The organism is Paenibacillus sp. J22R232, assembly GCF_056269165.1.
Genome location: NZ_JBWDNK010000001.1, coordinates 1129127 through 1154674 on the forward strand (window position 1 = coordinate 1129127; position 25548 = coordinate 1154674).

Genomic DNA, 25548 nt, shown 5'->3' on the forward strand with positions numbered 1-25548 from the left:
ACGCAAAAAGAAGGCCGTCCGGCATCGTCGTGACGATGGGACAGCCTTCTTTTCCTAATCGGTATCCGTACAGTTAACTCCTATAGCTTATAAATATCCGTATACTTGCGTGTCAAATAGGTCACCAAGTACTGCGGATCAAGCGGCTTGCCTGTCACGCTTTGGATAAGCTCAGAAGGCGTTCTTAGTTTCCCGTATTTATAGATGCGCTCGGTCAGCCAATCTTTGATCGGCAGCAGGTTGCCATTGCCGACGTTCGACCAGAAGCCATCCAGCTCACGCTCCATCGTATCGGCGATTTGGGCCGCATACATATTTCCTAGCGAGTACGATGGGAAGTAACCGAATGCGCCGCCTGACCAATGAACATCCTGAAGCACGCCTTCCGCATCGTTTGGCGGTGTTATGCCTAAGTACTCTTTGTACTTGTCATTCCAAATGGCTGGAAGATCCGCGGCTTTGGCTCCGCCGTTAAAGATGAGCTTCTCCATCTCGTACCGGATAATGATATGCAGGTTATAAGTAAGCTCATCCGCTTCGATGCGTATCAAGGAAGGCTGAACGACGTTGTTTCCTCTATAGAACTGATCCACGCTCACATCGAGCTGGCCGGGGAACCGTTTTTGCAGCTCGCCGAAATAGCGATCCCAAAATGGTCTGCTGCGACCGATAACATTTTCCCAGAAACGCGACTGCGACTCATGAATGCCCATCGAAGTTCCCGTGCACAGCGTCGTTCCAATGAGCTCTTCCATAATATTCTGTTCATATAAAGCGTGACCGCCCTCATGTATCGTGCCAAACAAGGCGCTCGTTACGTCATTTTCAAGATAACGCGTCGTAATCCGGACATCGCCGGGACTAAGTCCGGTAGCAAATGGATGGGCGCTTTCATCAAGGCGACCCGCTTCGAAGTTATAGCCCATTTGCTCCAATATGTATAAGCTGAACGCTTTTTGCGCCTCTTTATCGTAATTTTGTTTCAAGAAAGCCGTATCCGGCTGGTTCGGCGAATTAGCGATGGCCGCAGCTAAAGGTACAAGCTGCGAACGCAAGCCGCCAAAAACATGGTCCAGCTCTGCGACTGTCATGCCTGGCTCATATTGATCAAGCAGCGTATCATAACGAGTCGCTTTCGGCCCCCACAGATCAATGAACTGATTGGTATAGCTGATCACTTTCTCCAAATAGGGCTGGAAGCCCGCATAATCGTTGTTTTCTTTTGCTTCCTCCCACTTCGACTCGGACTGCGAAGCAAGCACCACATACTCCTGATAAAGCTTTGGCGGTATTTTGACACTGCGGTCGTATTCTTTGCGTGTCTCGGATACCAGCCGCTGCTCCATTTCCGTCAATCCAGCATATACCGACGTTTCTTCTAGCGTAGATATCCAGTCTCCCAACTCAGGGGATGTGGAAAGCTTGAATTGGTCCGCGGATAATGCCCCGATCACTTCTGACCGGTTATCCATTCCCTTGCGAGGAGCGCCTGTGCGCAGATCCCAATAAAGAACTCCGAGTGCTTCCTCATAGCTTTTTATTTTGCGAATGGTATCCTTAAAGCTTTGCAAGGCCTCGGTTGATTGATTTGTCATCTTCATTCCGCCTTTCCGATTTCTGTAACGGCTGTTTGTCATTGCTTGTTATTCATTGGAACTTCACTTGATCTTACGTATTGCAATCCTTATAATCATCTTAAACCTGCTCGTCATACAGCGCAATAGAGAGAAAGAGAGGAAACCATTATGCATATTATTTTCTCGAAAGCAGCAGTAGATCGGTTAACTCCCTATTTAACAGATCATAAATCTGAGCTTAAGCTTCTTCACGATACGGAAGGTTGCGGCTGCGTCGTAAGCGGCGTGCCTGCCCTTCAGTTGATTGCGGAACCCTCCGTTGACGATAAGCTGGCACAAGGCGAACCGTTTGCCTTTTATTATGAGCCACGGCATGAAGTTTATTACGAGCCTAAGATGCGCATTGATTATGATCCGGCACGAGATAGCTTTTCCCTAAAGAGCGACAGCCAAATTTATACAACTAATCTTCGCTTTCTAACAGAAGGAAGTGCAGCGTGAGCAAACTCGATGATATTCTAAACGATAACAAGCTATTCGTTGAAAGCCGGGAATATGAGAAATATTCAACAAGCAAATATCCGAATAAACGGATGGTTATCGTAACCTGCATGGATACCAGGCTTACTGAGATGCTTCCAAAAGCGATGAACCTCAAAAACGGCGACGCCAAAATCATTAAAAATGCAGGCGCAATCGTAACTCAGCCTTTCGGCAATATCATGCGCAGTATTTTAGTCGCATTATATGAGCTGCAGGCTGACGAGGTTTTCGTGATCGGACACAATAACTGCGGGATGACAGGACTCAATCCAGAGCTCATTATTCAGCATATGGAAGAGCGTGGCGTTTCAACCGATACCATCACGACTTTAAAGCATTCCGGTCTCAATCTAATGCGGTGGCTTACCGGATTCGACAATGTACGCGACAGTGTCATTAATAGCGTCAGCATCGTTCGGAATCACCCTCTTCTGCCAGCTAATATTCTCGTGCATGGGTTGATTATCGACTCAGAAACAGGCGAGCTCGAGTTAGTAGACGGAGCTTATCAGAAAGCCTAGCCAATCAAGCATAAACGGCTGAAGCCGTTCTCTAGCGGCTAAGCTTTTCGCGTAGAAATATAGAGAAAGTTGGCGAAATCATATGCTTTCCTATATTTTAAAAAGAGAGCGTAAAAGCATTTCATTACATGCCGTTACGCTCTCTTTTTTTTGCAAGAAAGGCTTGGTGCCTCGCAGCAATGACATCCGACCTATCCCTCATTGTGTGCCGATGGATGATCGACTCGTCCTGCATCGGGCTTGGCATTCCCCAAATGACTCCCCTATGCGCACAAGCTGCCATACATTCCGCCGCCAGCTCACCGTTGGTTAAGCTTAGATCAATATCTATATACGGTAGTTTAGTTCCCTTCGCCAAGTGGATCAGCTTCATGCTTAATTGCCGCTGAAGGCTTAACCGATCAATGCCCAGCTTGTCTAATGGAGCAATCGACAACTTTTGTTCGGCTTGCTTAAGCATCTTCTCCGCACCTCGAAAATTGCCTCTTCGTTCATGATATAGCCCTACCGCTAACTGTATCAGTCCGACCCAAGTCTGTTCCAGAGGATCACCCGGATGCTCCTTCCAATATTCTTCGAGCAGCTCATGGCATTCGAAGAAATCCCTTGTTCCATGAAACTCCACGAGATAATCAATGTAAGATTTAGGGAATGTATCCATACATGCCTCCTCTACCAACATGCAAAGTCTTCATGTCGATCTTTTTAAAAATATTAGCATATGTCGCTTATACTTTCATACATTTAAACCAATCCTAAGTGAAGAAATGAAACCTTCGTCTATTTTAGCCGTATTCTATTTCTATATCAATCGATATATCAACGTAAATCAGGAGGAGAACAGACAGATGAAAAAAGGATTTATGGTCATGCTGGCGTTCGCGCTATTCTTGACACTTGGCTTCGGTCAACACGCTGACGCAAAACCACGGGGCGGGGGCATTAAATCACCGAAACAAAGCGTTACGCAAAACCCGAAAAAATCGGAAAATGTCAACCAAACCAATCCCGGTACGAAAGCAGGCACAACGGCCGGTACGACTAAACCAGGATTTTTTGGCGGCGGCAGTTTAATGAAAGGCTTAATGATCGGTGGATTGGCAGGCTTGATGTTCGGAAGCTTGTTTGCCGGGATGGGCGCTTTCGGAAATATACTCGGTCTAATGATTAATTTGCTTGCGATATTCGCGATCATTATGCTCATACGTGTAGCATTTGTTTACTTGAAAAGCAAACGCACGCCGCCAGATCGTCGGAGACCTTACTAACGGTGCGCATCTATACGGATGAGATTATTAACGCCATCTGCCTGAACATGGCTGATCGCAGAGGTGTTAATCCCACAGACGTTGAGGTACAGCTATCCTGGGAAGAAGAATATGGATTTACGGCTGAAGTTTGGGTAAACGGGCGAAGCCAGTATATCATTGAAGCAAATATTCTCGAAGCAATCGAGCAATATATTTACAAGCAGTATCAAATACGCGTATTCCGCTCTGGCATCACATTGGATGCAGACGAGGAATTTTGGGCAGATATCGCAGTCGAATAGATCCAAGCATCCAGAAGCTTGTTTTGTCGAAAGATAAACGGCTGCTGGATGTTTTTTTGCGTTTTCCGCCAAAACAGGATGCCTCCTAATAATTGCTAGAGAAATAATCGCTAATTTCGAGAAACCTCCTTACTCTTCTTGCGTCTAAACACTTGACCCTGAGAGGAGTGAATATTGCTAGCTTATGAGAAAGATATGGTGCACGACGTTATTGCTGCTATTATTCAGTCAATATGTGACGCAAGCAGGATATGGCATTGCAGATGCTGCCGCTTCGCAGATGACAAAGTATCGCGTTTATCAGAATGACCAAGCTCTTCGTGAGTTTGCTGGAGAAGCACAGGCGATTTCATATGCAGGCAAATTCGGCTACAGCCATGTCGAGAAAATTGCTGACCGCACTTGGGTATGGGATAACTTCCCCCGCTATAAAGTGTATCAGGATGGACAATCCAATCCCAAATGGGAATTCGCTACCTATGCACTTGCTTTTTCGACAGCCAAGAAGCTGCGCAACGTACATATACGCGACTTAGCGAACATTGGCTGGACCTATCATTCTTATGCGAAGTTCCAATTATTTCAAGGCGATAACACAAAAGAAACTTGGTCCTTTGCCTCCCTTGAAGCCGCCAAGCAAGAAGCAAAAAAATGGGGAAATGCACATATTATCGATCTCGCATCGAACAAATGGGTATGGAGCAACCTTACAGCAGCTCAGATTAAAGCTCAGCGTGATGCCGTTGCTGTCTATCAGTTAACAATAGGCGGGAATCCTGTTCAAGACAAGCCGCTATACGCTTTTCTTTTTGATGCCATCACGGCTGCTGCTTCCATCGCAGGAAGTGAAATCTTGAATGCAAAAACAGGAAAAATCGTGCACTCTAACGTACCTGCTTATCAGATCGTACAAAATGGCCAAATCATCCAAGCTGCATTAAGCCTGGACGTGGCGGTTCAAACAGCTAAGAAAACACCTAATGCCGAAGTCATTTACAATGGTAAAGTATATTGGTCAGGCGTCCCGTATCTATCCGTATATCAAGGTGAGAAATCGTTAAAATCCTTTAACGCTCGAGAGAGCACGATGGCGTATGCCAAGGCCTTCTCGAATGCATCTATAAGAACGAGCGACGGCCGCAAAATTTGGAGCAACGCTAAAAAGCTCGCCTATATGGGCTGGAACGGCAGTGCAGCTAGCGCAACCGTATTAAACCATGCTGCAAACACACAAGGCTTATCGATCGATTCGCCAACTTGGTTCGAGCTTGCCTCCGCTGACGGAACTTTGACGGATACTTCTGATTTGTCAGTGGCGAACGCCTTGAAGGCGCAAGGAATGAAAGTGATGCCCCTCGTTCATAATCAGTTCAACAAAAAAATGACAACCTCTTTCCTCCTGAATAAAGCGGCCCAGCAAAAATTCATTGCCAATCTTACGTCTAGGCTGGTTGAGCTGGGGGCAGCTGGGCTGAATCTTGATTTCGAGGAGGTTGCTGGCAGCGACCGCACGGCATATACAAGCTTCGTTACTGCACTCTCAAAAGCTGTTCATGCCAAAAACATGCAAATCTCCATCGATTTGCCTCGCGGAAGCTTGAGCTGGAATCACGCTACGGCGTATGACCACGCTGCGCTGTCCACCGTTGTCGATACTATCATCATTATGGCATATGACGAGCATTGGAGCGGGAGCACAACGCCCGGTTCCGTCGCAGGGCTTACATGGGCTGAAGAAGGCATAAAGCAATTTCTAAGCTATGGCATCCCCCGCAGCAAGCTTATGCTGGGCATACCGTTTTATGTGAGGGAATGGAAGCTGGATAGCCAAAATAAACTTGTCGGAAACCGCGCTGTTGTGATGAAAGAGCTGCCCGAGCTGATTGCTGACACGAATGCGCAAGGCGTATTCGATTCGGAATCAGGCCAAATGAAATATAAATATGCAAAAGATGGATTTACGTATCTGTTCTGGGCAGAAACCGAATCCACCGTCAAGGCAAGAATTGATATGGCGAAGCGTTATGACCTAGCCGGTGTCGCCGCTTGGCGCTTAGGCTATGAAAGCTCAGAGCTATGGACGATGATGCTGCGAAATAAATAGCGGAAAAAAGCCGCTAATCCAGCTAAGGATTAGCGGCTTTTCAGTTTTCTTTATCCTCTTTCTTCTTCCACGAAGGATCTCCAAGCTGATGCAGCTTCTTGTTGATCAAGTGAATCGACAAAGGAATGCAAACCGTTAGCAGCGCACAGAAAAAGCTTAATCCCGACGGGATCGTTCCTATGGAAAGATCGATGCTACTTACCTCCTTCGTTTCTTTTTTCTGTTTTATTGACAGAGCCTACGCGTCTGATTTTCACGGTCGAATCCACCGTAATCTCACTTTTCGAGAAATAATTGATCCCGGTATCCCAATTCTGCTTAACCATTTCCCATGTATTCGGTTTGTTTTGCTTCACATAGGCTCCTAACCCTAATACGTCTTTTTTGTATTCATCTTGTGTTTTCAAAATCGTTGTTTGCACAATCCGTCCGATCTCCTTCTCTGTTTTGGTCTGAATATCATAGATAGGCTCTTCCTTCATAAAATCTATCCGTTCAAACGCTTCAGATACTCGTCCTTCAATCGCGATATGAATATGGAAACGCAAATGACGAATATCGTCAGTGTTGACCGTAATTTTTCTTTCGATTCGTTCGATTTCAAATACGACCAAACTATCGCCTACTTTAACCTCCACTGCTCCGCCATTCTGTTTTGGCTTTAGGAAATTGAGCCCCTGCGTCTCGGTCTCGTCTAAAAACCCAACCATATTATTTTTATTGGCATCCATGACCGCCGCTCCAATAAACGACACATTCTTGTTGAATGCCGTCACTTTCTCAAGATCGAAGCTTTCATTTTTCAGCAAATATTCATGGATATCTCCAATTCTCGTTTCACTTACCATGCTGATGCTTTGCTTATGCTTTGCGATAGATTGAATGAAAACTACCGGCGCTTTCTCACCCTCAGGCGTGATCTCGAATACCTTGCTCGCACTTCCCTTCGCAATCATAATCGAAACGTTTCTTCTGGCATCGTTATTGCGGAGGAAAAAGTCCAGCACATTGGCAAAGCCGTATTGCGTTTTAGCAACCTTCTCAGAAACAACGATTACTTTCAGATGCTCAAAAAATGGCAACCGGCTCGTTTGCGTCGACATTTTGGCAATAATCGCTTGCATGCTCTTCCCTTCAAAAGACACGTTAAAATAGGATTTCCCGGAGAGCGTGCCTCCTTGCTGTTCCATTTGCTTGAGTCCAGCGGGTATGACAACTTGAAAGGTAACCTTAAAAATCTGGTCGCCGCCTTTATGGTTCGTATCTGCTGCTTCTGGTCCCTCGTCAATGGCCACACCGATGACAAACCCTCTCTGCTCCAGCTCGATTCGGTCCCAGCAGCCAGACAAGAAAGCACACATTAAGACTATGCATAAGACGATTGCTATTTTTCTTTCCACCGTTCACACCCCGCGTAATTTGGCTATTAGCAATAATACGGTTGGAATCAGTAATGCGGTCAACATGCCGAGGAAACTTACCAATAAACCCAAATGAGAAAGCTGAACGATATTTCCCGGCACCATAGACAAAAGGAAGATAATCGGACTTAATAGATACAGCAATTTTTTCTTTTCAAGCCGAATCATGTAGCTGGTCGACTGAACCGTTATATCAAGCGCGATTGACGTTGTTGCAAAGATAGACACGACCCAGAAAATTAGAAACAAGGATTCTAGACGTTCAAAAAATTCGCCTGGAACGCTCACCTCGCGAGCCAGCTCCAGCGTAGGATAAATAATGTTTTGAGTAACCTCAAACGAAAAGATGGCGATTGTGAAAACATAGATCAATAAATAGGTAAGCATGGACACCATAACCGCAATCATGACAAGTTTCGGCGCTTTTTGAGGTTTTCTCATCAATGTCCCATAAAAAAGAATCGCCTCAAAGCCAAGAAACGAGAAAATCGTCTCCTTTGTGCCTTCCATTAACCCTTTCAGATCGGTATGAAAGAACGGTTTCAAATTCGATACGGTAAACAGATTGATACTGAGCAGTAAAAACATGCCCGTAACGATTAATACAAACGGCAGAAACAGCACCGCAAGTCTAATAATTCCTACCCGCGAGCCCGATACGGCATAAATAACAACGAGCAAGAAAGCTAAAGAAATGATTTCGAGCGGCGTGCGTTCGAATAAGAACTGTTTCGAGAGCTCCGCCATGGACCTAGTAATATAAGAAGTAAACGCCATGAAATAGAGCGCATAAACAAATGATACCGCATAAGCGACGGGCTTCGCCGTTAATGATGCCGTATAGTCGAAGAAGTTCTTCCCGTTCAGCTTAACGGCTAGCTTGGCACAAACCCATGCAAATAAAAGCGCAATCATGCCTCCGATTAAGATGGAAATCCATCCATCCGTCGAATTCGTAGCTTTGGCTATTGTACGGGGCAAAGTCAGTATGCCCACGCCAATGATTAATGCACCGATCGTAAATACGGTTTCCTTTTGGCCGATATTCTCGTCCCCATACTCCCAGTTATTCATGTTCATCCACTTTAAACTCCTTGCTATTTCATTCGCTTTTTATCTTTAGTCTGCAGCAATTCCGGCCTCTTTCTAAGAAAAGTAACTGGCGCACGTAGGATGAAATCCTTCCAATCAGATAAGAGCATCGGCGAGATTGGCGTGGAGTAAGGCACTCCGAAGCTTTTTAAGTTAACGATATGGATACATATCATCAAGAAAGCTAATATCACGCCGAACAAGCCGAAAAATGATGCGGCGACCATAACGAAAAAGCGAAGAATCCGTGTTAAAATACCAAACGAATAAGCAGGTAGAGTAAAAGACGCAATCGCGGTTACTGCAACAACGATTACCATTACGGGACTGACGATTCCCGCCGATACGGCAGCTTCGCCAATAACGAGGCCCCCTACAATGCCGATGGTTTGCCCGATGGGTTTAGGCAAGCGTACGCCCGCCTCCCTAAGTATCTCCAAAGTAGCCTCCATAAGAACCGCTTCTATGAAAACTGGAAAAGGAACGCCTTCCCGCGCCGCCGCGATCGAAAAGGCGATATTTGACGGGATCATGCCATGATGATATTCGGCCAGCGCGATATAAAATGCCGGAAGGAACGTCGCAATGAATGCTGAAATAATGCGAAGCAGCCTAACCATGCTGGATAGGAGCCACGGTTGATAATAGTCCTCGGGCGATTGAATAGCCATTGATATGGAGATTGGCATAATTAAATTGAACGGCGTTCCGTCTACCAATATGCCTACTCGGCCCTGTAGCAACGAGGAGGATAACCGGTCGGGCCGTTCCGTGTTCATAATTTGCGGAAATGGCGACAGAAAGCTATCGCTAATCCATTGTTCAATATAGCCTGAGCCCTCTGAATCATCCATATCAATGGAAAGCAGCCGTCTTTTCACTTCTACGACAAGCGCGGGATTAACAACACCGTCTATATAGGTAACGATAACTTCTTTTTTCGAACGTCTTCCGATCAAATAAGAATCCATACGCAAATGCGGATCACGAATTCGCCTTCGGATTAATGAGGTATTGGTACGGATATCCTCCGTAAACCCATCTTTGGGGCCTCGAATGAGCGACTCCGTTTGGGGTTCCTGAATCGGTCTTCTCATCCAGCCTTTGCTACCTATAACCAATGCACAATCGACATCATCAACGAATAGACAGGTGTCTCCGGATAAAATCGCAAAAACACATTGGTCAAAACCGTAAACCAATTGAATTTCCTGCAATGGCAAAGCTTCATCTTTAATGCGCTGTATAAAGGATTTGGCATCATGAGTCTCGATCGCTGAATCAGATTCCCTTTGGTAGGAGATTAGCGGCTTCATGAGATGCTCATGAATCAAATTTTTATCGATTAATCCGTCAATGCTTAACAGGATACAGCTTTTCCCTGAATCGCCTACCTCGACTTCCTTTGTTATTAAATCACCTGGAGACTGCAATATCCCATGTATGCTCGTAACGTTTGCTCTCATGCTGCTTGATAAGGATCCATGCTCGTCCAAGTTTTGATCTTTTTTCTCCTTATTCGATGAACTTCTTAGCATAAACCTTAGCCGTTTCATCCTGCACCACTTTCCAAAGCTGTTATTCACTAATTATTGCCTTAAGAGACGCTCTTCAATCACGGAGTGAAGACAGTAAAAAGGCTGCACGCCATTGCGTGCAGCCTTTTTATTAGGACAAGGATTTATGCTGAGACTCGGCTGCCGGAAATCGAAGAGTAACCTTCGTTCCTTTGCCCAGCTCGCTCTCAAAAGAGATTTTGCCATGAAGAGCTTCAATAATTCGTATGGTCACGAGAATGCCAAGTCCTGTTCCCGTATCCTTCGTCGTAAAGAAAGCTGTCCCTATCTGACTCAAGTCGTCCTTGGACATTCCTTTTCCCGTGTCAATGATTTCAATATAAATCTCATCATTTCGGTAATAGGCATTTACAGTCACTTCCCCCGTTTCCGGGATCGCTTCCACGCCATTTTTAATTAAGTTTAAAATAACCTGAGATAGCCGCGGCTTGTCCGTCCTAACATATAAATCGGTCTGGTTGCAGTTAAGATGGATTTGAACATTTTGAATTAATCCATAAGAATTCATAATTTCAAGCGTGCTGCCAAGAAAAGTAGGAACCTCGACCAGTTCGAGTTGGTCTGCTTGAGGCTTCGCCAGATTTAAATAATCCGTAATAATGTATTCTGCCCTGTCAAGCTCAGCAAGCGCGATTTTCAAATAATCTTTTTTCTTATCGTCCACCGATTCTTTTAGCAGCTGCAAAAAACCTTTTACAACCGTTAACGGATTCCGTACCTCGTGCGCGACGGATGCTGCGATTTGACTGACGATTTTGAGCTTCTCGCTTCGCTCCAGCTCTAACTTCAAATACGCCGTTTCAATGAGGTGCTCTTTGAGCAAAGAAGAAATTCCCATGCCAATTAACGTTGCTACCGTTAGAATGGTCATGATCCATAAGCTATGCGATTCCGTATGTAGATTATGAAACCGTGACTTCAAATAAATAATAAGGAGCACAAAAGAAACAACTGAGCTATTAGCTGCTAGAATCATGGATATAACGACTCTTTTGATCTTGTGATAATTAAGAAATGATTTTGCAAAAAAAATGGCAGGACCAACGCTAAGCAGAAAAGAAAATACTGCTAGATACATAGCATCTCCATTTACATAAAGCCGGTACAATATACCGACAGTCAGCGCCAGGAGTCCAGGCAAATATTTTCCGGATCCGTATAAAAAAGCAATGATTAAAGGAATGCATCTGAGATCACTTTGGAAGCCATCGATAACGAATACAGGGAATGCCATGCACAATACGGTTGATAATCCAAATAAGCAGCCGTTTATAATTTGATAAATGATATTGCTTCTAGCTATGCGGACCATAAAGAACTGTTGGATAAAGATCGGAAACAATATGATAATAAGGTGAATAAGCAATTGGTTTACCATATCTCTTAATATTTTCCCTCTCTTTTTACAATATTTGTATAGTTCTTAAGCACTATCAACTAACAAATATAATATCATAAAAAATAGAGAGAATTAATAGAAAATTTGACAGCAATGTATTTGTGTATGGTTAATTCTTTTTCAGCTTATGCAAAGCCAAGTATGCAATTGGAATAATGAATCCGAATATTATTGCATAAGAAAACCAGGTTTGAGATGCAAATGAACGGAAATATACGTTGTTGGGATATACGACAAGCGCAAGTACAACCGTAATCAAAGCTAACGGTGGCAGTAATGGACGGTAGGTTTGCATCCGAAGCAGCTGGGCCAGCCCCAATCCTGCCGCATAAAAACAAAGCACAAGCTTAAAGAAAATAGTCAGGAACCAGATTACAGCCATCATGACCTCGATTCGTTGAAGAAATTCTCCGACCTGAATTTTCTTTGCTAACGTATAGCTGGGAAAAGCATGTCTGGATGTGAAATCCCATCCAAGCACCAGTATGCATAGCAAAGTAATGATTGATAATACAAGCCCGCCGAGAATGCCTCCCCATAGGAAAGCTTTCCCCTTCTTATTTGTCTGTTTTACATAGGGCAATATCATTAAAAAGATTACAAGCTCTAAATAAGGTATGCCTACAATCGTAAGGCTTCCCTTTACAATTTTTTTGACGCTAGCCTCAAATATTGGAGATAGCCGATTCAATTCCACTTGAGGCATGATAAATACAATTAGGATGAACAGCAGCAGCAAGATCCACGGCAAAAAGATTTCAGCAGCACGCCCTATCACTTCAAGACCTAACCCTGCACCCATTACAACAATCACCATAAACAATATGAAAATCGCTTGAATTGGCGTTTCCGGCATCACAATCGTCGTCATAAAGTCGCCGATGTTGCGAAGCACTAATGCAGAGAGCAGCAAGAAAAAGGTGAAATAGAGAAAGGAAATCAACCCGCCAACAAACTTTCCCGCAATTTTATCACTGTATTGAACCAGATTTTGATTTGGAAACGATTTTGCGAGCGTATGATAAAGGATAAGCAGTAACATACCCAATAATACGCCAAGAAGTGCGGATATCCAGCTATCCTGCTTGGCAGTCAGAGCCATGGCAGACGGTACAATGAGAATCGCGCTTCCCAAGCTAAACAAAAAGACCAGTATGAATAGCTGTTGCCTGCTTATTTGTCCATTCTCCAGCATCGTAGTCTCCTTCCCGCTTCCCTATTGGAAGATATAGTTGATCACCATCGTTATTGGCTTGACCGCAATAGTAATTGCATCAAGCGGATTTGGGATTTTGATTCTCAAACTTTCCAAAGACGCCAAGACTAATGCTATGAATAGGAGCAGAAGGTAGATGGTCCGCTCCTTACGCAGTTTTTTTTTGTTCAAAGAAGGGAGCTGCAGCGCTGCCATAATACCGACAGCAACGATTACGATAATAATCCACATCTCAATCTCCTTTCATCTTTTGCAAAAACGATTCAACGACTGAACCAGTCTGCCGTATGCTCACCTCAACTTCAATATTCACCGGTAAATGAACGAAATGCTCGTCCCATTCCTTCTCCAGTGGATACCATGAATGCCGATATGAACGGTGAATCGCATTCCCAAAACCGAATATGTCTGATTTTAATTTTTTGGCTTTCGTGATTGAAGCGGCAGCCATTCGCAGTATTTCCTTGTTTGCTGCTAATTCTAACGCTTTTATGGTCTCAGGATTGCCTATATCTTCGGTTCCGCAAGCGACTTCGCCTACATTACCCTCAGCTTGGATTTTAACGTTCATATTCAATTTCCCATCATTAACCCGCGCTTTCACTTTTGTATTCTCTCTCAATAACTCAATGCTAATTTTGCCGCCTGAGGGACAACCGACGGTAACAATCGTGCTTTTGATTTGTCCCCGAATAAAATTATAGCCTTTGCTCTCGAACGGATTGAGCCAGCCAACCAAACGATCCTCATGGAAGACCGCCATGCCGTCATACTCTTGCGTTACTGGCGGATGAACAGAGTCCAGATTTTTTTGAGATTCACCAGTTTTAGGATTGCCGCTTACTCTAATGGCAGCTAATGCTGGATCCTTGCCTTTGCTCACCAGATCAAAAATGAGCTCGTGAAGATCGATTTTCGAAGTAACTCCCCAGCTGTTCTGAGCCGAATTTAAGGAGGAGTACAATTTATTGGAAGGAATTTTCTCCAGCGGAGTCAATACCTTTAGTATATCTTCAGCCTTCGTACCTTTAGCGATAATGATATAAAAATCGGTTCTAAGCTCATGATCTCTAGAGAGAATATCAAGAACCGGCGCAATGCCTTCTCGTGCGAGCTTCTCTCCAATGACAATGATGCGTATATGGGAGGAGTATATTTTACGCGGCGTTGTTTTCGTTAACTCCCTCATTGATTCAAATATCGTTGCACCGCCTGCCAATTGCTGAGTGATGACTGGCATTCGTTTGCCGCCTGATTTATTTGCAGCTATTTCACTAGCGTTAATTACTTGTACGGTTAGCTGATATTGATCATTCTTTTTATCAAATCCGAAGGCGGATGCTATGCTTAATTCATTAAGCTCCCTTCGATTCCAACAGCCAGTCAATATTAATAATTCGATCGCGACAAGCAGCAGCCATCCCGCTTTTGTCCGTTTGCTCATTCATCGTCGCCTCATTCCTGCTGCTTAGGATTCCGGTGGCCGCGGCTCCTTGCTCTCTGCGCGGCTCTCATTGTTTTGACTAACAAATCTAGGTCTGCGATGCTGCATCCATTGTGGAAGGCGGATCAGATTATCATTCTGGTCTTCCATAACGAGCGGTCCGAATGGCGACATATACGGTATGCCAAATGACCGTAGACTGCATAAATGCAGGACAAGCGCAATAATGCCGACAAGAATACCGAATAACCCAAAGGACGCGGCAAGCATCATTAGAATAAATCGAATCATCCGTACCGAAATGCCTAAATTGTAGGAAGGGATAACGAAGTTAGAGATTGCCGTAATTGACACAATAATGACCATCGTCGGACCAACTAGACCTGCCTCCACTGCTGCTTGCCCGATGACTAAAGCACCGACGATTGAGACAGCTTGGCCGACAGCTCTTGGCATCCGAACGCCTGCTTCTCTCAGAATCTCAAACGTCACTTCCATTAAGATCGCTTCGACAAACGCAGGAAACGGAATTCCTTCCCGTTGAGCGGCAAAATTAATCAAGAGTGGCGTTGGAATCATTTCTTGATGGAAGGTTGTGATTGCTATATAGATGGATGGCGCGAATAAGGCGATGAATAGCGATACAAAACGAAGGATGCGCAGCAAGGAGCTAATATCTGCACGTTGATAATAATCCTCGGCTGTTTGCAGAAACTGCGTGAACAAAGCAGGCGCAAGCAATACAAATGGCGTTCCGTCAACAAGGATGGCAACGCGGCCCTCTAGCAAGCCTGCAGCGACGACATCAGGACGCTCCGTATTATAAATCGTTGGAAAAGGCGAATAGGTCTCATCTTGTATGAACTCTTCGATATAACCGCTTTCCAAGATGGCGTCGGTATTTATTCGCGCTAACCTTATTCTTACCTCATTGACAACTTTTTCGTTCGCTATGCCTTTTATGAACATTATGGCAACGTCCGTTTTGGTGACCCTCCCAATCGGATTTGTCTCGAGCCACAAGTTGGGATCTTTGATTTTTCTACGCACGAGTGCCGTATTGATCCGTATTGATTCTGAGAAACCTTCCCGAGGGCCACGGATAACAGTCTGTGATTGCGGCTCTGTGACTCCACGTTCCGACCATTTTCGGACTCCGGCAGCTATGCCCTCCGCACTTCCATCGACTAACACAATCGCATCCCCTGAGAAAATAGCGATATGTATGCTGTCCATATTCGTAATTGTTATTATATCCCCTACTTTAAGAAGAGATGACTTCAGTTTTTGTACCAAATTGCCTGAAGTAGCATTGCGATAGATCCCTGTTTCTTTGCCATCAATCAGCAAAGAATCCATAATTATTGTTGAATCAGCCATACCGTCCAAATAGACGATTGCCGCATCAATCGAAGCATCGGCTGTATCGATTTGAAATTGTCTAATAATCAGATCGGAGCTATTCCCCGTGTTTTTTCGGATGATCTCCAACGTCTCTGCGAGCATGACCGGTTTGGACTGATTGGGGCCTTGCTGTTTTAGGAATGCCTGCTCTGTTGTCTTCGCTTTGTGATTAGCCTGATTTCGTTTGAATATAGAACGCATCGCTGTCCTCCCAAATTCCTGCTTATAACAGTGTGTCCAGGAATGAGCACCTCCATTACGGCAGAAATAAGAAGTGCTGTCTGGCTTTTCTCTAAGCTTGAATCGTCACTTATAAGACACTGATAGATTAGTAGCTCATGAGCCCGAAATGGTGCAACAATATCAGTCAGAACCCAATGAGATTGAATGGATAGCTACTATGAGCTAAACCAAAAGCTGATTGCCCTTCAACAAACAGAATCATTAACTTGGACATATGTAACTGGCGTTTTTATCGCTGGTGTGGGGGCAGCTTCCCGGCGGGCATTTCCTCGCTTGCGAGCTACCATCAAATGATACATATGCAAGAGCATCCTTATGAACAAGCTCACCAGTTTATTTACTGCAATCATTGCGAATTTGGAAACGAACAATGGGAGCATCTGTCCCGGATTAGATACTCCATCCATTTGGGCAACGCTTATAATAACAGCGTTGGGGCATTTGTTAATTTAACGGAATTCGTGAAGTTAACGGAAAAATCGCCTATCGAGGATAATTAGTGGATTCCCCTAACCTGATCCAAAAAAACGACCGTTCCCTCTACAAATCAAGGAAACGGTCAGTTTTAAACAAGAATCAAAATATCACACTCATGGTTCATTTACGTCATTTTGTTGGTTTGGAAATAATACAATGTCCATTATTCAAGCCGATTGCAGTAATTAATCATACCAACAACTTAACGGTAAATTGGTGCTCCAAAAGGAGAAGATCCGGCCCCGCCATCAACGCTGATCTCTGCGCCTTGGACATACGAAGATTCATCCGATGCTAGGAACAAAGCTACATTCGCGATCTCATTCGGTTCTCCCAACCGTTCTAGAGGAATAGTCCGCGTGAGTGCAGATTCCATTTTAGCCAAGCCTTCGGGCTCCCCCCAGATAGGTGTTCTAGTTGCTCCAGGCAGCAAGGTATTCACCCGTATACCCCGCGGTGACAATTCCGAAACCAATACTTTTGCCATACTAACGACCGCCCCTTTGCTTGCCGCATATGCGGACCATCCAGGGCTTCCTGCATTAGCAAGTACAGAACCATTTAAGATTACCGAGCCTCCAGATCTCAAATAAGGCAAAGCAGATTGCACTGTGAAAAACACTCCTGTCACGTTGACCTTCAGTACTTCCTCGAATAAAGAAAGTTCTGTTCCCCCTGCTGGAGTATGGCCAGATATTCCAGCATTAGCGAATACAATATCCAACCCGCCGAATGCTTCCACAGCAGCAATTGCAGCTTTTTTCATTTGTTCAGGATCTGTAGTATCCGCCTGAACGGCTATACTATCGTCGGGTCCTATTTCTTCAATTGCAGCGGTCAAAGTGGCTTGGTTTCGTCCAGTGATAACTACCTTTGCTCCTTGTTCCACGAACAGCTTTGCTGTTGCTAGCCCAATCCCGCTATTTCCTCCAGTAATTATTGCTACTTTCCCATTCAATTTTCCCATTTTAATAATCTCCTTTTGGTCTGTTTTTAGAATGATCGTTCTCGAATTATCAAAAAATTAATATGCTTTTGCCAACTTTGGAGCTGTAGCTAACCACCGCCTTGATTCTTCCATGTCACTGAAGTTGACCAGCTGATATGGAAGCTCACCTAATCCATTTAATGTTCGGTCCAAACTCATCTTGGCAATTGTGCTTTGAGGCAACACCATCGCAAAGTAACGAAGTCCATTTCCAAATGCTTGTTGAACAAAATGTTGAGCAATCCACGTCTGATCTTCTGGTTTTATTGCTGAACCTTTGCGAGCATCCATCAATAATGAATGACTTTTCATTTTTTTAATCCATTCAATTCCCTTCAACATAATTAATTGAAACTCTTCTCCGTATGCAAAACCTTTCCATTCAATCACGACAGCTTTAAGCCCTTCATCCCACGTAACTTCCCCATGTTTGGATTCGAATACTATCATCTATATCATGCTCCTTTGAGCTTATTTTAATTTGAGAACGATCATTCTCGAAATAACAAAATTTTTTCGACCTACTTATCTAATATTTTTTTAGAAACGTTAGCAATCCGATACAGCTTTTCTTTGTCGGTTGAAGACCTAGCAAGTACCCTTAGACCCAGAAGCATATTGTGTAAACTTTCGGCAAGCTCTTCTGCCTTTATGCTTGAAGTGAACTCACCTGATTGCTGCCCTTTATGAATTATATCTGCTAAAAGTTGCTCCGATTTAGTGAAACTCTCGTTTACTTTAGTCTCTACCTCATCATCCCGCGAGGCAAGTTCGACAGCCGTATTTACAAATAGGCAACCCGTAGGGCTGTCATCAACACCTTCGATCATGAAATCGAACATGAACCCAATTGCCTGTGTAGGGCTTGCTCCATGTAAACCTATATGAAGCTCAGCGTTGACCAGCTTGCTATAACGGTCAATCGCTGTCAGGTAAAGCTTATGTTTGTCGCCAAATGTGTCATATAAGCTTCTGCGATGAATTCCCATATGCTCGACAAGATCATTTATTGACGTTTTTTCGTAACCTTGTTCCCAAAACAGCTTCATGGCCTTTAACAAAACTACGTCATCGTCAAACTCTTTAGCCCTTGCCACTCTGTTTATCCCCTCCTCTCGAAATGATAATAACACATTGAGAACGATCGGTAAAGTATAATTTTTTACTGATCGTTCTTAAATGAAAGGCGGCTGTCCAAGCAACTAAAGAAGCACCTGCATTTAATATTGTATAAATCTCATACGTGAATAGTTTCGTTCAAAGCTATTACTTTATCCTGCTAGTGAATTACATTTCACTTTTCCTCTCCACGTATGAAGGATGAAAGGAGTAAATATGCATAAATGCGACTCATCATCAGGATGCTTCTCGGACAAAATTAAGGTACAAGATAAGGTTTGTACGAATTGGCAATTCTCCACTGCTGGAGCGCAAAACATTTATACGGATAATATCTCACCGACCATAATTGGAACAGGCTACGTAAAAGTAGATTCTGAGGTTGGGTCAGTACAAGTAGCCTTTTATAGGCAGGGTGTTAATGAACCATTCCATACACTGCTAATACCAGCAAAAGGTAGTGCTACTTTTACGATCTTCCGATTTAATACGATTACATTAATTACAACGGCTGCTGCTTACGGGGAGTTCTGCATAACCATTCGATACAGTTTCTAACTATTATTACCCTGTAGCAGAGTGGTTCATTGTCTCATAATGAACCACTTTGCTTATTCGTTCTCTTTACTGCATGCACATTTTTTAAAATAAAAACTTGCAGAGATTACATATTTCCCATCAATATATGTTTGTTCATTCCCTTTTGCGAATATTCGCACAGCGTGAACATTACGAGCAATAAATGTTGCTGTATTACCAGCAGGAACAATCATTTGATGCTCTTCAATTCCGTTTGTATCTATATATAGGAGATCTGTGCTTAATGGCGAAGTATATACACTTAATTGGACAATATTCGAAATTGCATCCATATCAGTCTCCCATATTTGAATACCATTTTGAATACCTTGGATGAGCAAATTGCCACAGCACTCTTTTTCAAGCATACAATTACCTAGATTCATACAATTATTGCGAATACAAGCATTTGGTCTTTTTTTATGGCATCTTTTTGGAGGACAAGGAAAAACCGGCATACCCTTTTTGGAACAACAGCGACGTTTTCGTTGTTTTTTTCTTGAATTACAACCAGTTTTTCCATGTTCCTCTTTTGATTCTTGATTGGCGGCTATATGAATGATCGTGGACGAGATACTTCTTCTTTTCTTAAACCTTCTGTTTTTTTCAGTCATTCTCTCATCCCCGTTTTCAAGGTTTCAATATGGTAAACTGACTTCATTTTGCGAAGCGACAGTTGGTCTGTTTATAGCTAGCGTTATTGAAAGGCATCATATTACACAACAGAACATTTTGAGCTAAGTTAATTCATGCACAGACCAAACCACACCATTACTCGCACCTGCTCCAATATTGAGATTAATCGTCAAACCATTTGCGTTATAAAACAATCCGATTACATCACCAGCGGTAAGTGTTACTTCGCCTGCAAGGGTTACTGCTCCGTTACCTAGTACCGCTCTAAGTGTTAATAATAAGACAATATTTACGTTTAAAATGGGTAGCAAGCCACTAACCAGGTTTGTGACAGTAGGTGAGGTTCTCTGAACCACGAAGAAAGGATTAACCCCTGCGCCAAGGACTGCAGAGATGGCTGCTGTCGTCACATAGTTTATTGTAGCAAGTATTGAATATCTGCCGGTTGCTGGGATTGTATAATTCCCAGTAACAGCATTAAAATTGGCATTCCCGAAATATGGTGATGCTACAGACCAGTTAGTCAACTGGGAACTAGCAGAAATAGACAAAGTAGATAAGAAAGCTGAAAATCCTTGTGCAGCAAAGTTAGGACCTGTTGCCCCTGTTGTTCCTGTTTGACCGGTTGCTCCGGTTATACCAGATGCACCTGTTGGTCCTGTTGTTCCTGTTTGACCCGTTGCTCCAGTTTCACCTGTCACTCCTGTTATTCCAGTTGTGCCAGTTGTGCCAGTTGCTCCTGCTACTCCTGTTACTCCAGTTACGCCAGTTGCTCCGGTTGCCCCCGTTACACCAATTGCGCCAGTTTCACCTGTTACTCCGGTTGTTCCAGTTATTCCTGTTACTCCAGTTTCGCCTGTTGTTCCTGTTGTTCCTGTTGCTCCCGTTACACCAATTGCGCCAGCATCACCTGTTGCTCCTGTTGCTCCGGTTGTTCCTGTTGTTCCTGTTGTTCCTGTTACGCCAGTTTCGCCAGTTACTCCAGTTGCTCCGGTTGCTCCGATTACCCCTGTTGCGCCAGTTTCGCCAGTGGCTCCTGTTGTCCCCGTTACACCAATTGCGCCAGTTTCGCCTGTTACGCCTGTTACGCCTGTTGTTCCAGTTGTACCAGCTGCTCCTGTTGCTCCTGTTGCTCCTGTTACTCCGGTTGTTCCTGTTGTTCCTGTTATTCCTGTCGGCCCGGTTACGCCTGTTGCTCCTGTTGTTCCTGTTGCTCCTGTTACTCCTGTTGTTCCTGTTGTTCCCGTTGTTCCTGTTATTCCTGTTACTCCAGTTACTCCAGTTGCTCCGATTGTCCCTGTTACACCAATTGCACCAGTTGGTCCTGTTGCGCCAGTTTCGCCAGTTACCCCGGTTTCTCCGATTGCGCCAGTTTGACCAGTGATTCCAGTTGCTCCTGTTATTCCAGTTGCCCCCGTTACACCAATTGCACCAGTTTCACCTGTTGCTCCAGCTACGCCAGTTATTCCAACTGCTCCGGTTGCTCCGGTTGCGCCAGTTTCGCCAGTAACTCCAGTAACTCCAGTTACCCCTGTTGCGCCAGTTTCGCCAGTGGCTCCTGTTGTCCCTGTTGGTCCGGTTGTTCCAGTTATTCCTGTCACTCCAGTTGCCCCTGTTGCCCCTGTTGCCCCTGTTGCTCCTGTTGCTCCGGCTGTTCCAGTTATTCCAGTTTGACCAGTGACTCCAGTTGCCCCCGTTGCTCCAGTTGCTCCGGTTATTCCTGTTGCTCCGGTTGCTCCGGTTGCTCCTGTTGTTCCTGTAGGCCCGGTTACGCCTGTTGCTCCGCTTGCTCCAGTCTCGCCAGTGACTCCAGTTACTCCTGTTGTTCCCGTTGTTCCCGTTGTTCCTGTTATTCCTGTTACTCCAGTTGCTCCGATTGTCCCTGTTACACCAATTGCACCAGTTGGTCCTGTTGCGCCAGTTTCGCCAGTTACCCCGGTTTCTCCGATTGCGCCAGTTTGACCAGTGATTCCAGTTGCTCCTGTTATTCCAGTTGCCCCTGTTACACCAGTTGCTCCTGTTACTCCTGTTGTTCCGTTTGCTCCTGTTAATCCTGTCGGTCCGATTATTCCGTTTGCTCCTGTTATTCCAGTTACACCATTTGCTCCTGTTGCTCCTGTCGCTCCTGTCGCTCCTGTTGCTCCTGTTGTCCCCGTTACACCAATTGCGCCAGTTTCGCCTGTTGTTCCAGTTGTACCAGCTTCTCCAGTTGCTCCAGTTGCTCCTGTTGCTCCTGTTGCTCCGGTTGTTCCAGTTATTCCTGTCGTTCCGGTTATTCCGTTTGTTCCTGTTGCTCCTGTTATCCCAGTTACTCCAATTGCGCCAGTTTCACCTGTTGCTCCTGTTGTTCCAGTTTCGCCAGTTGCTCCTGTTGTACCCGTTACACCAATTGCGCCAGTTACGCCTGTTGTTCCTGTTGTACCAGCTGCTCCTGTTGTTCCTGTTGTTCCTGTTGTTCCTGTTGTACCTGTTGTACCTGTTGCTCCGGTTGTTCCTGTTGTTCCTGTTGTTCCTGTTGTTCCTGTTGTTCCTGTTGTTCCTGTTGTTCCTGTTGTTCCTGTTGCTCCTGTTGCTCCGGTTGTTCCTGTTACACCAATTGCACCAGTTGGTCCTGTTGCGCCAGTTGCGCCAGTTACCCCGGTTTCTCCGATTGCGCCAGTTTGACCAGTGATTCCAGTTGCTCCTGTTATTCCAGTTGTCCCCGTTACACCAGTTGCTCCTGTTAATCCTGTCGGTCCGATTATTCCGTTTGCTCCTGTTGCTCCTGTTATTCCAGTTACACCATTTGCTCCTGTTGTTCCAGTTTCGCCTGTTGTTCCAGTTGTACCAGCTGGTCCTGTTGCTCCTGTTGCTCCTGTTGTCCCCGTTACACCAATTACGCCAGTTTCACCTGTTACTCCGGTTGTTCCAGTTATTCCTGTTACTCCAGTTTCGCCTGTTGTTCCTGTTGCACCCGTTACACCAATTGCGCCAGTATCACCTGTTGCTCCTGTTGCTCCGGTTACTCCAGTTTCGCCTGTTGCTCCTGTTGCTCCTGTTGTCCCCGTTACACCAATTGCGCCAGTTTCGCCTGTTACGCCTGTTGTCCCTATTGCTCCTGTTGCTCCTGTTGCTCCTGTTGCTCCGGTTGTACCTGTTGTTCCAGTTTCGCCAGTTGCTCCGGTTGTCCCCGTTACACCAATTGCGCCAGTTTCGCCTGTTGTTCCAGTTGTACCAGCTTCTCCAGTTGCTCCTGTTGCTCCTGTTGCTCCGGTTGTTCCTGTTGTTCCAGTTATTCCTGTCGTTCCGGTTATTCCGGTTATTCCGGTTATTCCGTTTGTTCCTGTTGCTCCTGTTGTTCCAGTTTCGCCAGTTGCTCCTGTTGTACCCGTTACACCAATTGCGCCAGTTACGCCTGTTGTTCCTGTTGTTCCTGTTGTACCAGCTGCTCCAGTTGCTCCTGTTGTTCCTGTTGTTCCTGTTGTTCCTGTTGTACCTGTTGCTCCGGTTGTTCCTGTTGTTCCTGTTGTTCCTGTTGCTCCTGTTGTTCCTGTTGTCCCTGTTGTCCCTGTTGTCCCTGTTGTCCCTGTTGTCCCTGTTGTCCCTGTTGTTCCTGTTGTTCCTGTTGTTCCTGTTGTCCCTGTAGTTCCTGTTGTTCCGGTTACGCCAGTTTCGCCAGTTGCTCCGGTTGCTCCGATTACCCCTGTTGCTCCAGTTTCGCCAGTGGCACCTGTTGTCCCCGTTACACCAATTGCACCTGTTACGCCTGTTACGCCTGTTACGCCTGTTGCTCCTGTTGCTCCTGTTGCTCCTGTTGCTCCGGTTGTTCCTGTTGTTCCTGTAACCCCTGTTTCTCCTGTTACTCCTGTTGCTCCAGTGACTCCAGTTGCCCCCGTTAAACCAATTGCGCCAGTTTCACCTGTTGTCCCTGTTGTCCCTGTTGTTCCTGTTACGCCAGTTTCGCCAGTTTCGCCAGTTACTCCAGTTGCCCCCGTTACACCAATTGCGCCAGTTTCACCTGATGTCCCTGTTGTTCCTGTTGTTCCTGTTGCTCCTGTTGCGCCAGTTTCGCCAGTTACCCCGGTTTCTCCGATTGCTCCCGTTTGACCAGTGACTCCAGTTGCTCCAGTTGCCCCCGTTACACCAATTGCGCCAGTTTCACCTGATGTCCCTGTTGTTCCTGTTGCTCCTGTTGCGCCAGTTTCGCCAGTTACCCCGGTTTCTCCGATTGCTCCCGTTTGACCAGTGACTCCAGTTGCTCCAGTTTCTCCAGTTGCTCCAGTTGCTCCAGTTGCTCCAGTTGCTCCAGTTGCTCCGATTGTCCCTGTTACACCAATTGCACCAGTTGCGCCAGTGACTCCATTTACCCCGGTTTCTCCATTTGCTCCCGTTTGACCAGTGACTCCAGTTGTTCCGGTTGCTCCAGTTACACCAGTTATTCCTGTTACACCAATTGTGCCAGTTTCGCCAGTGGCTCCTGTTGTACCTGTTGCTCCTGTTGCTCCTGTTATTCCAGTTGCCCCCGTTACACCAATTGCACCAGTTGCTCCGATTACCCCTGTTGCTCCAGTCTCGCCAGTGACTCCAGTGACTCCAGTGACTCCAGTTACTCCTGTTATTCCTGTTACTCCAGTTGCTCCGATTGTCCCTGTTACACCAATTGCACCAGTTGCTCCTGTTGCTCCTGTTGTTCCTGTTGTTCCTGTTGTTCCTGTTGTTCCTGTTGTTCCTGTTATTCCGGTTACGCCAGTTTCGCCAGTTACCCCGGTTTCTCCGGTTGCTCCAGTTGCTCCAGTTGCTCCTGTTATTCCAGTTGCTCCGGTTGCTCCTGTTATTCCAGTTGCCCCCGTTACACCAATTGCACCAGTTTCTCCTGTTGCCCCTGTTGCTCCGGCTGTTCCAGTTATTCCAGTTTGACCAGTGACTCCAGTTCCCCCCGTTGCTCCCGTTGCTCCTGCTGCTCCTGTTGTCCCCGTTATACCAATTGCGCCAGTTTCACCTGTTACTCCTGTTACGCCAGTATTTCCAGTGGCTCCCGTTACACCAGTTGCTCCGATTACCCCTGTTGCTCCAGTTTCGCCAGTGGCTCCTGCTGCACCTGTTGTCCCTGTCGGTCCGGTTACGCCTGTTGCTCCGCTTGCACCTGTCGGTCCAGTTATTCCTGTTGCCCCGGTTGTTCCAGTTATTCCTGTTACTCCAGTTGCCCCCGTTACACCATTTGCACCATTTGCACCAGTTGCTCCTGTTACTCCTGTTGAACCTGTTTCTCCTGTTACGCCAGTAATTCCAGTTGCTCCCGTTACACCAATTGCGCCAGTTGCGCCAGTTTCACCTGTTACTCCTGTTGTTCCTGTTGTTCCTGTTGTTCCAGTTGCACCAGTTACTCCGTTCGCGCCTGTCTCACCTGTTACTCCTGTTACCCCAGTAGCTCCCGTAATACCACTCTTACGAGAAATGCCATCGCAGCTTAAAGAACCTGACCCCTTACATGCGGTGCATGAACACTCTAAGCCGTATTTGTTCGATCTAGAGCTTCTGCCATCCAGCAATGGTCCCTCTCCTCTACACATTGACTTTGACGATCAACTCATCTATTTGAAACGTAATCCGCTATATTCTTTAATTCATTTGCAATCTAAAAACTGCTTCATACTATTAAATGAATGTTTAGATGAAA

At 45.3% G+C, this 25548-nt stretch carries 21 protein-coding genes; 6 read left to right on the forward strand and 15 right to left on the reverse strand.

The window, feature by feature from the left end:
• Positions 1-80: 80 nt before the first annotated feature.
• Positions 81-1595, reverse strand: a complete 1515-nt coding sequence (locus AC0YN3_RS05210; protein ID WP_475774011.1) for a carboxypeptidase M32 — start codon at positions 1593-1595, stop codon at positions 81-83.
• A 150-nt stretch (positions 1596-1745) separates the two neighbouring features.
• On the opposite strand from AC0YN3_RS05210, the gene AC0YN3_RS05215 reads away from it, so the two are divergent.
• Both AC0YN3_RS05215 and AC0YN3_RS05220 read left to right on the forward strand, forming a co-directional pair.
• Positions 1746-2078, forward strand: a complete 333-nt coding sequence (locus AC0YN3_RS05215; RefSeq protein ID WP_475774012.1) for an iron-sulfur cluster biosynthesis family protein — start codon at positions 1746-1748, stop codon at positions 2076-2078.
• Positions 2075-2641: a beta-class carbonic anhydrase gene (locus AC0YN3_RS05220; RefSeq protein WP_475774013.1), complete on the forward strand. Its 567-nt coding sequence runs from the start codon at positions 2075-2077 to the stop codon at positions 2639-2641. Before AC0YN3_RS05215 ends, AC0YN3_RS05220 begins: the two co-directional genes overlap by 4 nt.
• 124 nt (positions 2642-2765) lie before the next feature.
• Here the strand turns inward: AC0YN3_RS05220 and AC0YN3_RS05225 are convergent, their stop codons facing one another.
• Positions 2766-3302, reverse strand: coding sequence for a DUF309 domain-containing protein (locus AC0YN3_RS05225; RefSeq protein ID WP_475774014.1), 537 nt, complete (start codon positions 3300-3302; stop codon positions 2766-2768).
• A gap of 187 nt (positions 3303-3489) precedes the next feature.
• On the opposite strand from AC0YN3_RS05225, the gene AC0YN3_RS05230 reads away from it, so the two are divergent.
• From AC0YN3_RS05230 to AC0YN3_RS05240, 3 genes are all read left to right on the forward strand, one after another.
• Positions 3490-3909 carry a hypothetical protein gene (locus AC0YN3_RS05230; protein ID WP_475774015.1) on the forward strand — a complete coding sequence of 140 codons (420 nt, stop codon included), beginning with the start codon at positions 3490-3492 and terminating at the stop codon, positions 3907-3909.
• 2 nt (positions 3910-3911) lie between these two features.
• The gene (locus AC0YN3_RS05235; protein WP_183560950.1) at positions 3912-4193 is read left to right on the forward strand and encodes a YxcD family protein; all 282 of its coding nucleotides are present in this window, start codon (positions 3912-3914) and stop codon (positions 4191-4193) included.
• 184 nt (positions 4194-4377) lie between these two features.
• Entirely contained in the window at positions 4378-6297 is a 1920-nt protein-coding gene (locus AC0YN3_RS05240; protein WP_475774016.1) for a glycosyl hydrolase family 18 protein, read from the forward strand.
• A gap of 194 nt (positions 6298-6491) precedes the next feature.
• Here the strand turns inward: AC0YN3_RS05240 and AC0YN3_RS05245 are convergent, their stop codons facing one another.
• From AC0YN3_RS05245 to AC0YN3_RS05295, 11 genes are all read right to left on the reverse strand, one after another.
• Positions 6492-7697 carry a Ger(x)C family spore germination protein gene (locus tag AC0YN3_RS05245; RefSeq protein ID WP_475774017.1) on the reverse strand — a complete coding sequence of 402 codons (1206 nt, stop codon included), beginning with the start codon at positions 7695-7697 and terminating at the stop codon, positions 6492-6494.
• 3 nt (positions 7698-7700) lie between these two features.
• Positions 7701-8798, reverse strand: a complete 1098-nt coding sequence (locus AC0YN3_RS05250) for a GerAB/ArcD/ProY family transporter (RefSeq protein ID WP_475774018.1) — start codon at positions 8796-8798, stop codon at positions 7701-7703.
• Between the two features lie 17 nt (positions 8799-8815).
• Positions 8816-10348, reverse strand: a complete 1533-nt coding sequence (locus tag AC0YN3_RS05255) for a spore germination protein (RefSeq protein WP_475774300.1) — start codon at positions 10346-10348, stop codon at positions 8816-8818.
• A gap of 130 nt (positions 10349-10478) precedes the next feature.
• Entirely contained in the window at positions 10479-11363 is an 885-nt protein-coding gene (locus tag AC0YN3_RS05260) for an ATP-binding protein (protein ID WP_475774019.1), read from the reverse strand.
• Between the two features lie 532 nt (positions 11364-11895).
• Complete coding sequence (locus tag AC0YN3_RS05265) at positions 11896-12981, reverse strand: GerAB/ArcD/ProY family transporter (protein ID WP_475774020.1); 1086 nt, start codon at positions 12979-12981, stop codon at positions 11896-11898.
• A 21-nt stretch (positions 12982-13002) separates the two neighbouring features.
• Positions 13003-13233 carry a hypothetical protein gene (locus tag AC0YN3_RS05270; RefSeq protein WP_475774021.1) on the reverse strand — a complete coding sequence of 77 codons (231 nt, stop codon included), beginning with the start codon at positions 13231-13233 and terminating at the stop codon, positions 13003-13005.
• Position 13234: 1 nt separating this feature from the next.
• Entirely contained in the window at positions 13235-14446 is a 1212-nt protein-coding gene (locus AC0YN3_RS05275; protein WP_475774022.1) for a Ger(x)C family spore germination protein, read from the reverse strand.
• 24 nt (positions 14447-14470) lie between these two features.
• The gene (locus AC0YN3_RS05280) at positions 14471-16051 is read right to left on the reverse strand and encodes a spore germination protein (RefSeq protein ID WP_475774023.1); all 1581 of its coding nucleotides are present in this window, start codon (positions 16049-16051) and stop codon (positions 14471-14473) included.
• 721 nt (positions 16052-16772) lie between these two features.
• Entirely contained in the window at positions 16773-17537 is a 765-nt protein-coding gene (locus AC0YN3_RS05285) for an SDR family NAD(P)-dependent oxidoreductase (RefSeq protein ID WP_475774024.1), read from the reverse strand.
• A gap of 57 nt (positions 17538-17594) precedes the next feature.
• Positions 17595-18008: a hypothetical protein gene (locus AC0YN3_RS05290; RefSeq protein WP_475774025.1), complete on the reverse strand. Its 414-nt coding sequence runs from the start codon at positions 18006-18008 to the stop codon at positions 17595-17597.
• 71 nt (positions 18009-18079) lie between these two features.
• On the reverse strand, positions 18080-18655 hold the full coding sequence (locus AC0YN3_RS05295) for a TetR/AcrR family transcriptional regulator (protein ID WP_475774026.1): 576 nt from the start codon (positions 18653-18655) through the stop codon (positions 18080-18082).
• Between the two features lie 238 nt (positions 18656-18893).
• On the opposite strand from AC0YN3_RS05295, the gene AC0YN3_RS05300 reads away from it, so the two are divergent.
• Positions 18894-19235, forward strand: a complete 342-nt coding sequence (locus AC0YN3_RS05300) for a DUF3992 domain-containing protein (RefSeq protein WP_475774027.1) — start codon at positions 18894-18896, stop codon at positions 19233-19235.
• A 53-nt stretch (positions 19236-19288) separates the two neighbouring features.
• Here AC0YN3_RS05300 and AC0YN3_RS05305 read toward each other — a convergent pair whose 3' ends face one another.
• Together AC0YN3_RS05305 and AC0YN3_RS05310 are read right to left on the reverse strand one after the other, a co-directional pair.
• Entirely contained in the window at positions 19289-19870 is a 582-nt protein-coding gene (locus tag AC0YN3_RS05305; protein ID WP_475774028.1) for an S-Ena type endospore appendage, read from the reverse strand.
• A gap of 123 nt (positions 19871-19993) precedes the next feature.
• Positions 19994-25420, reverse strand: coding sequence for a beta strand repeat-containing protein (locus AC0YN3_RS05310; RefSeq protein WP_475774029.1), 5427 nt, complete (start codon positions 25418-25420; stop codon positions 19994-19996).
• Positions 25421-25548: the final 128 nt, after the last annotated feature.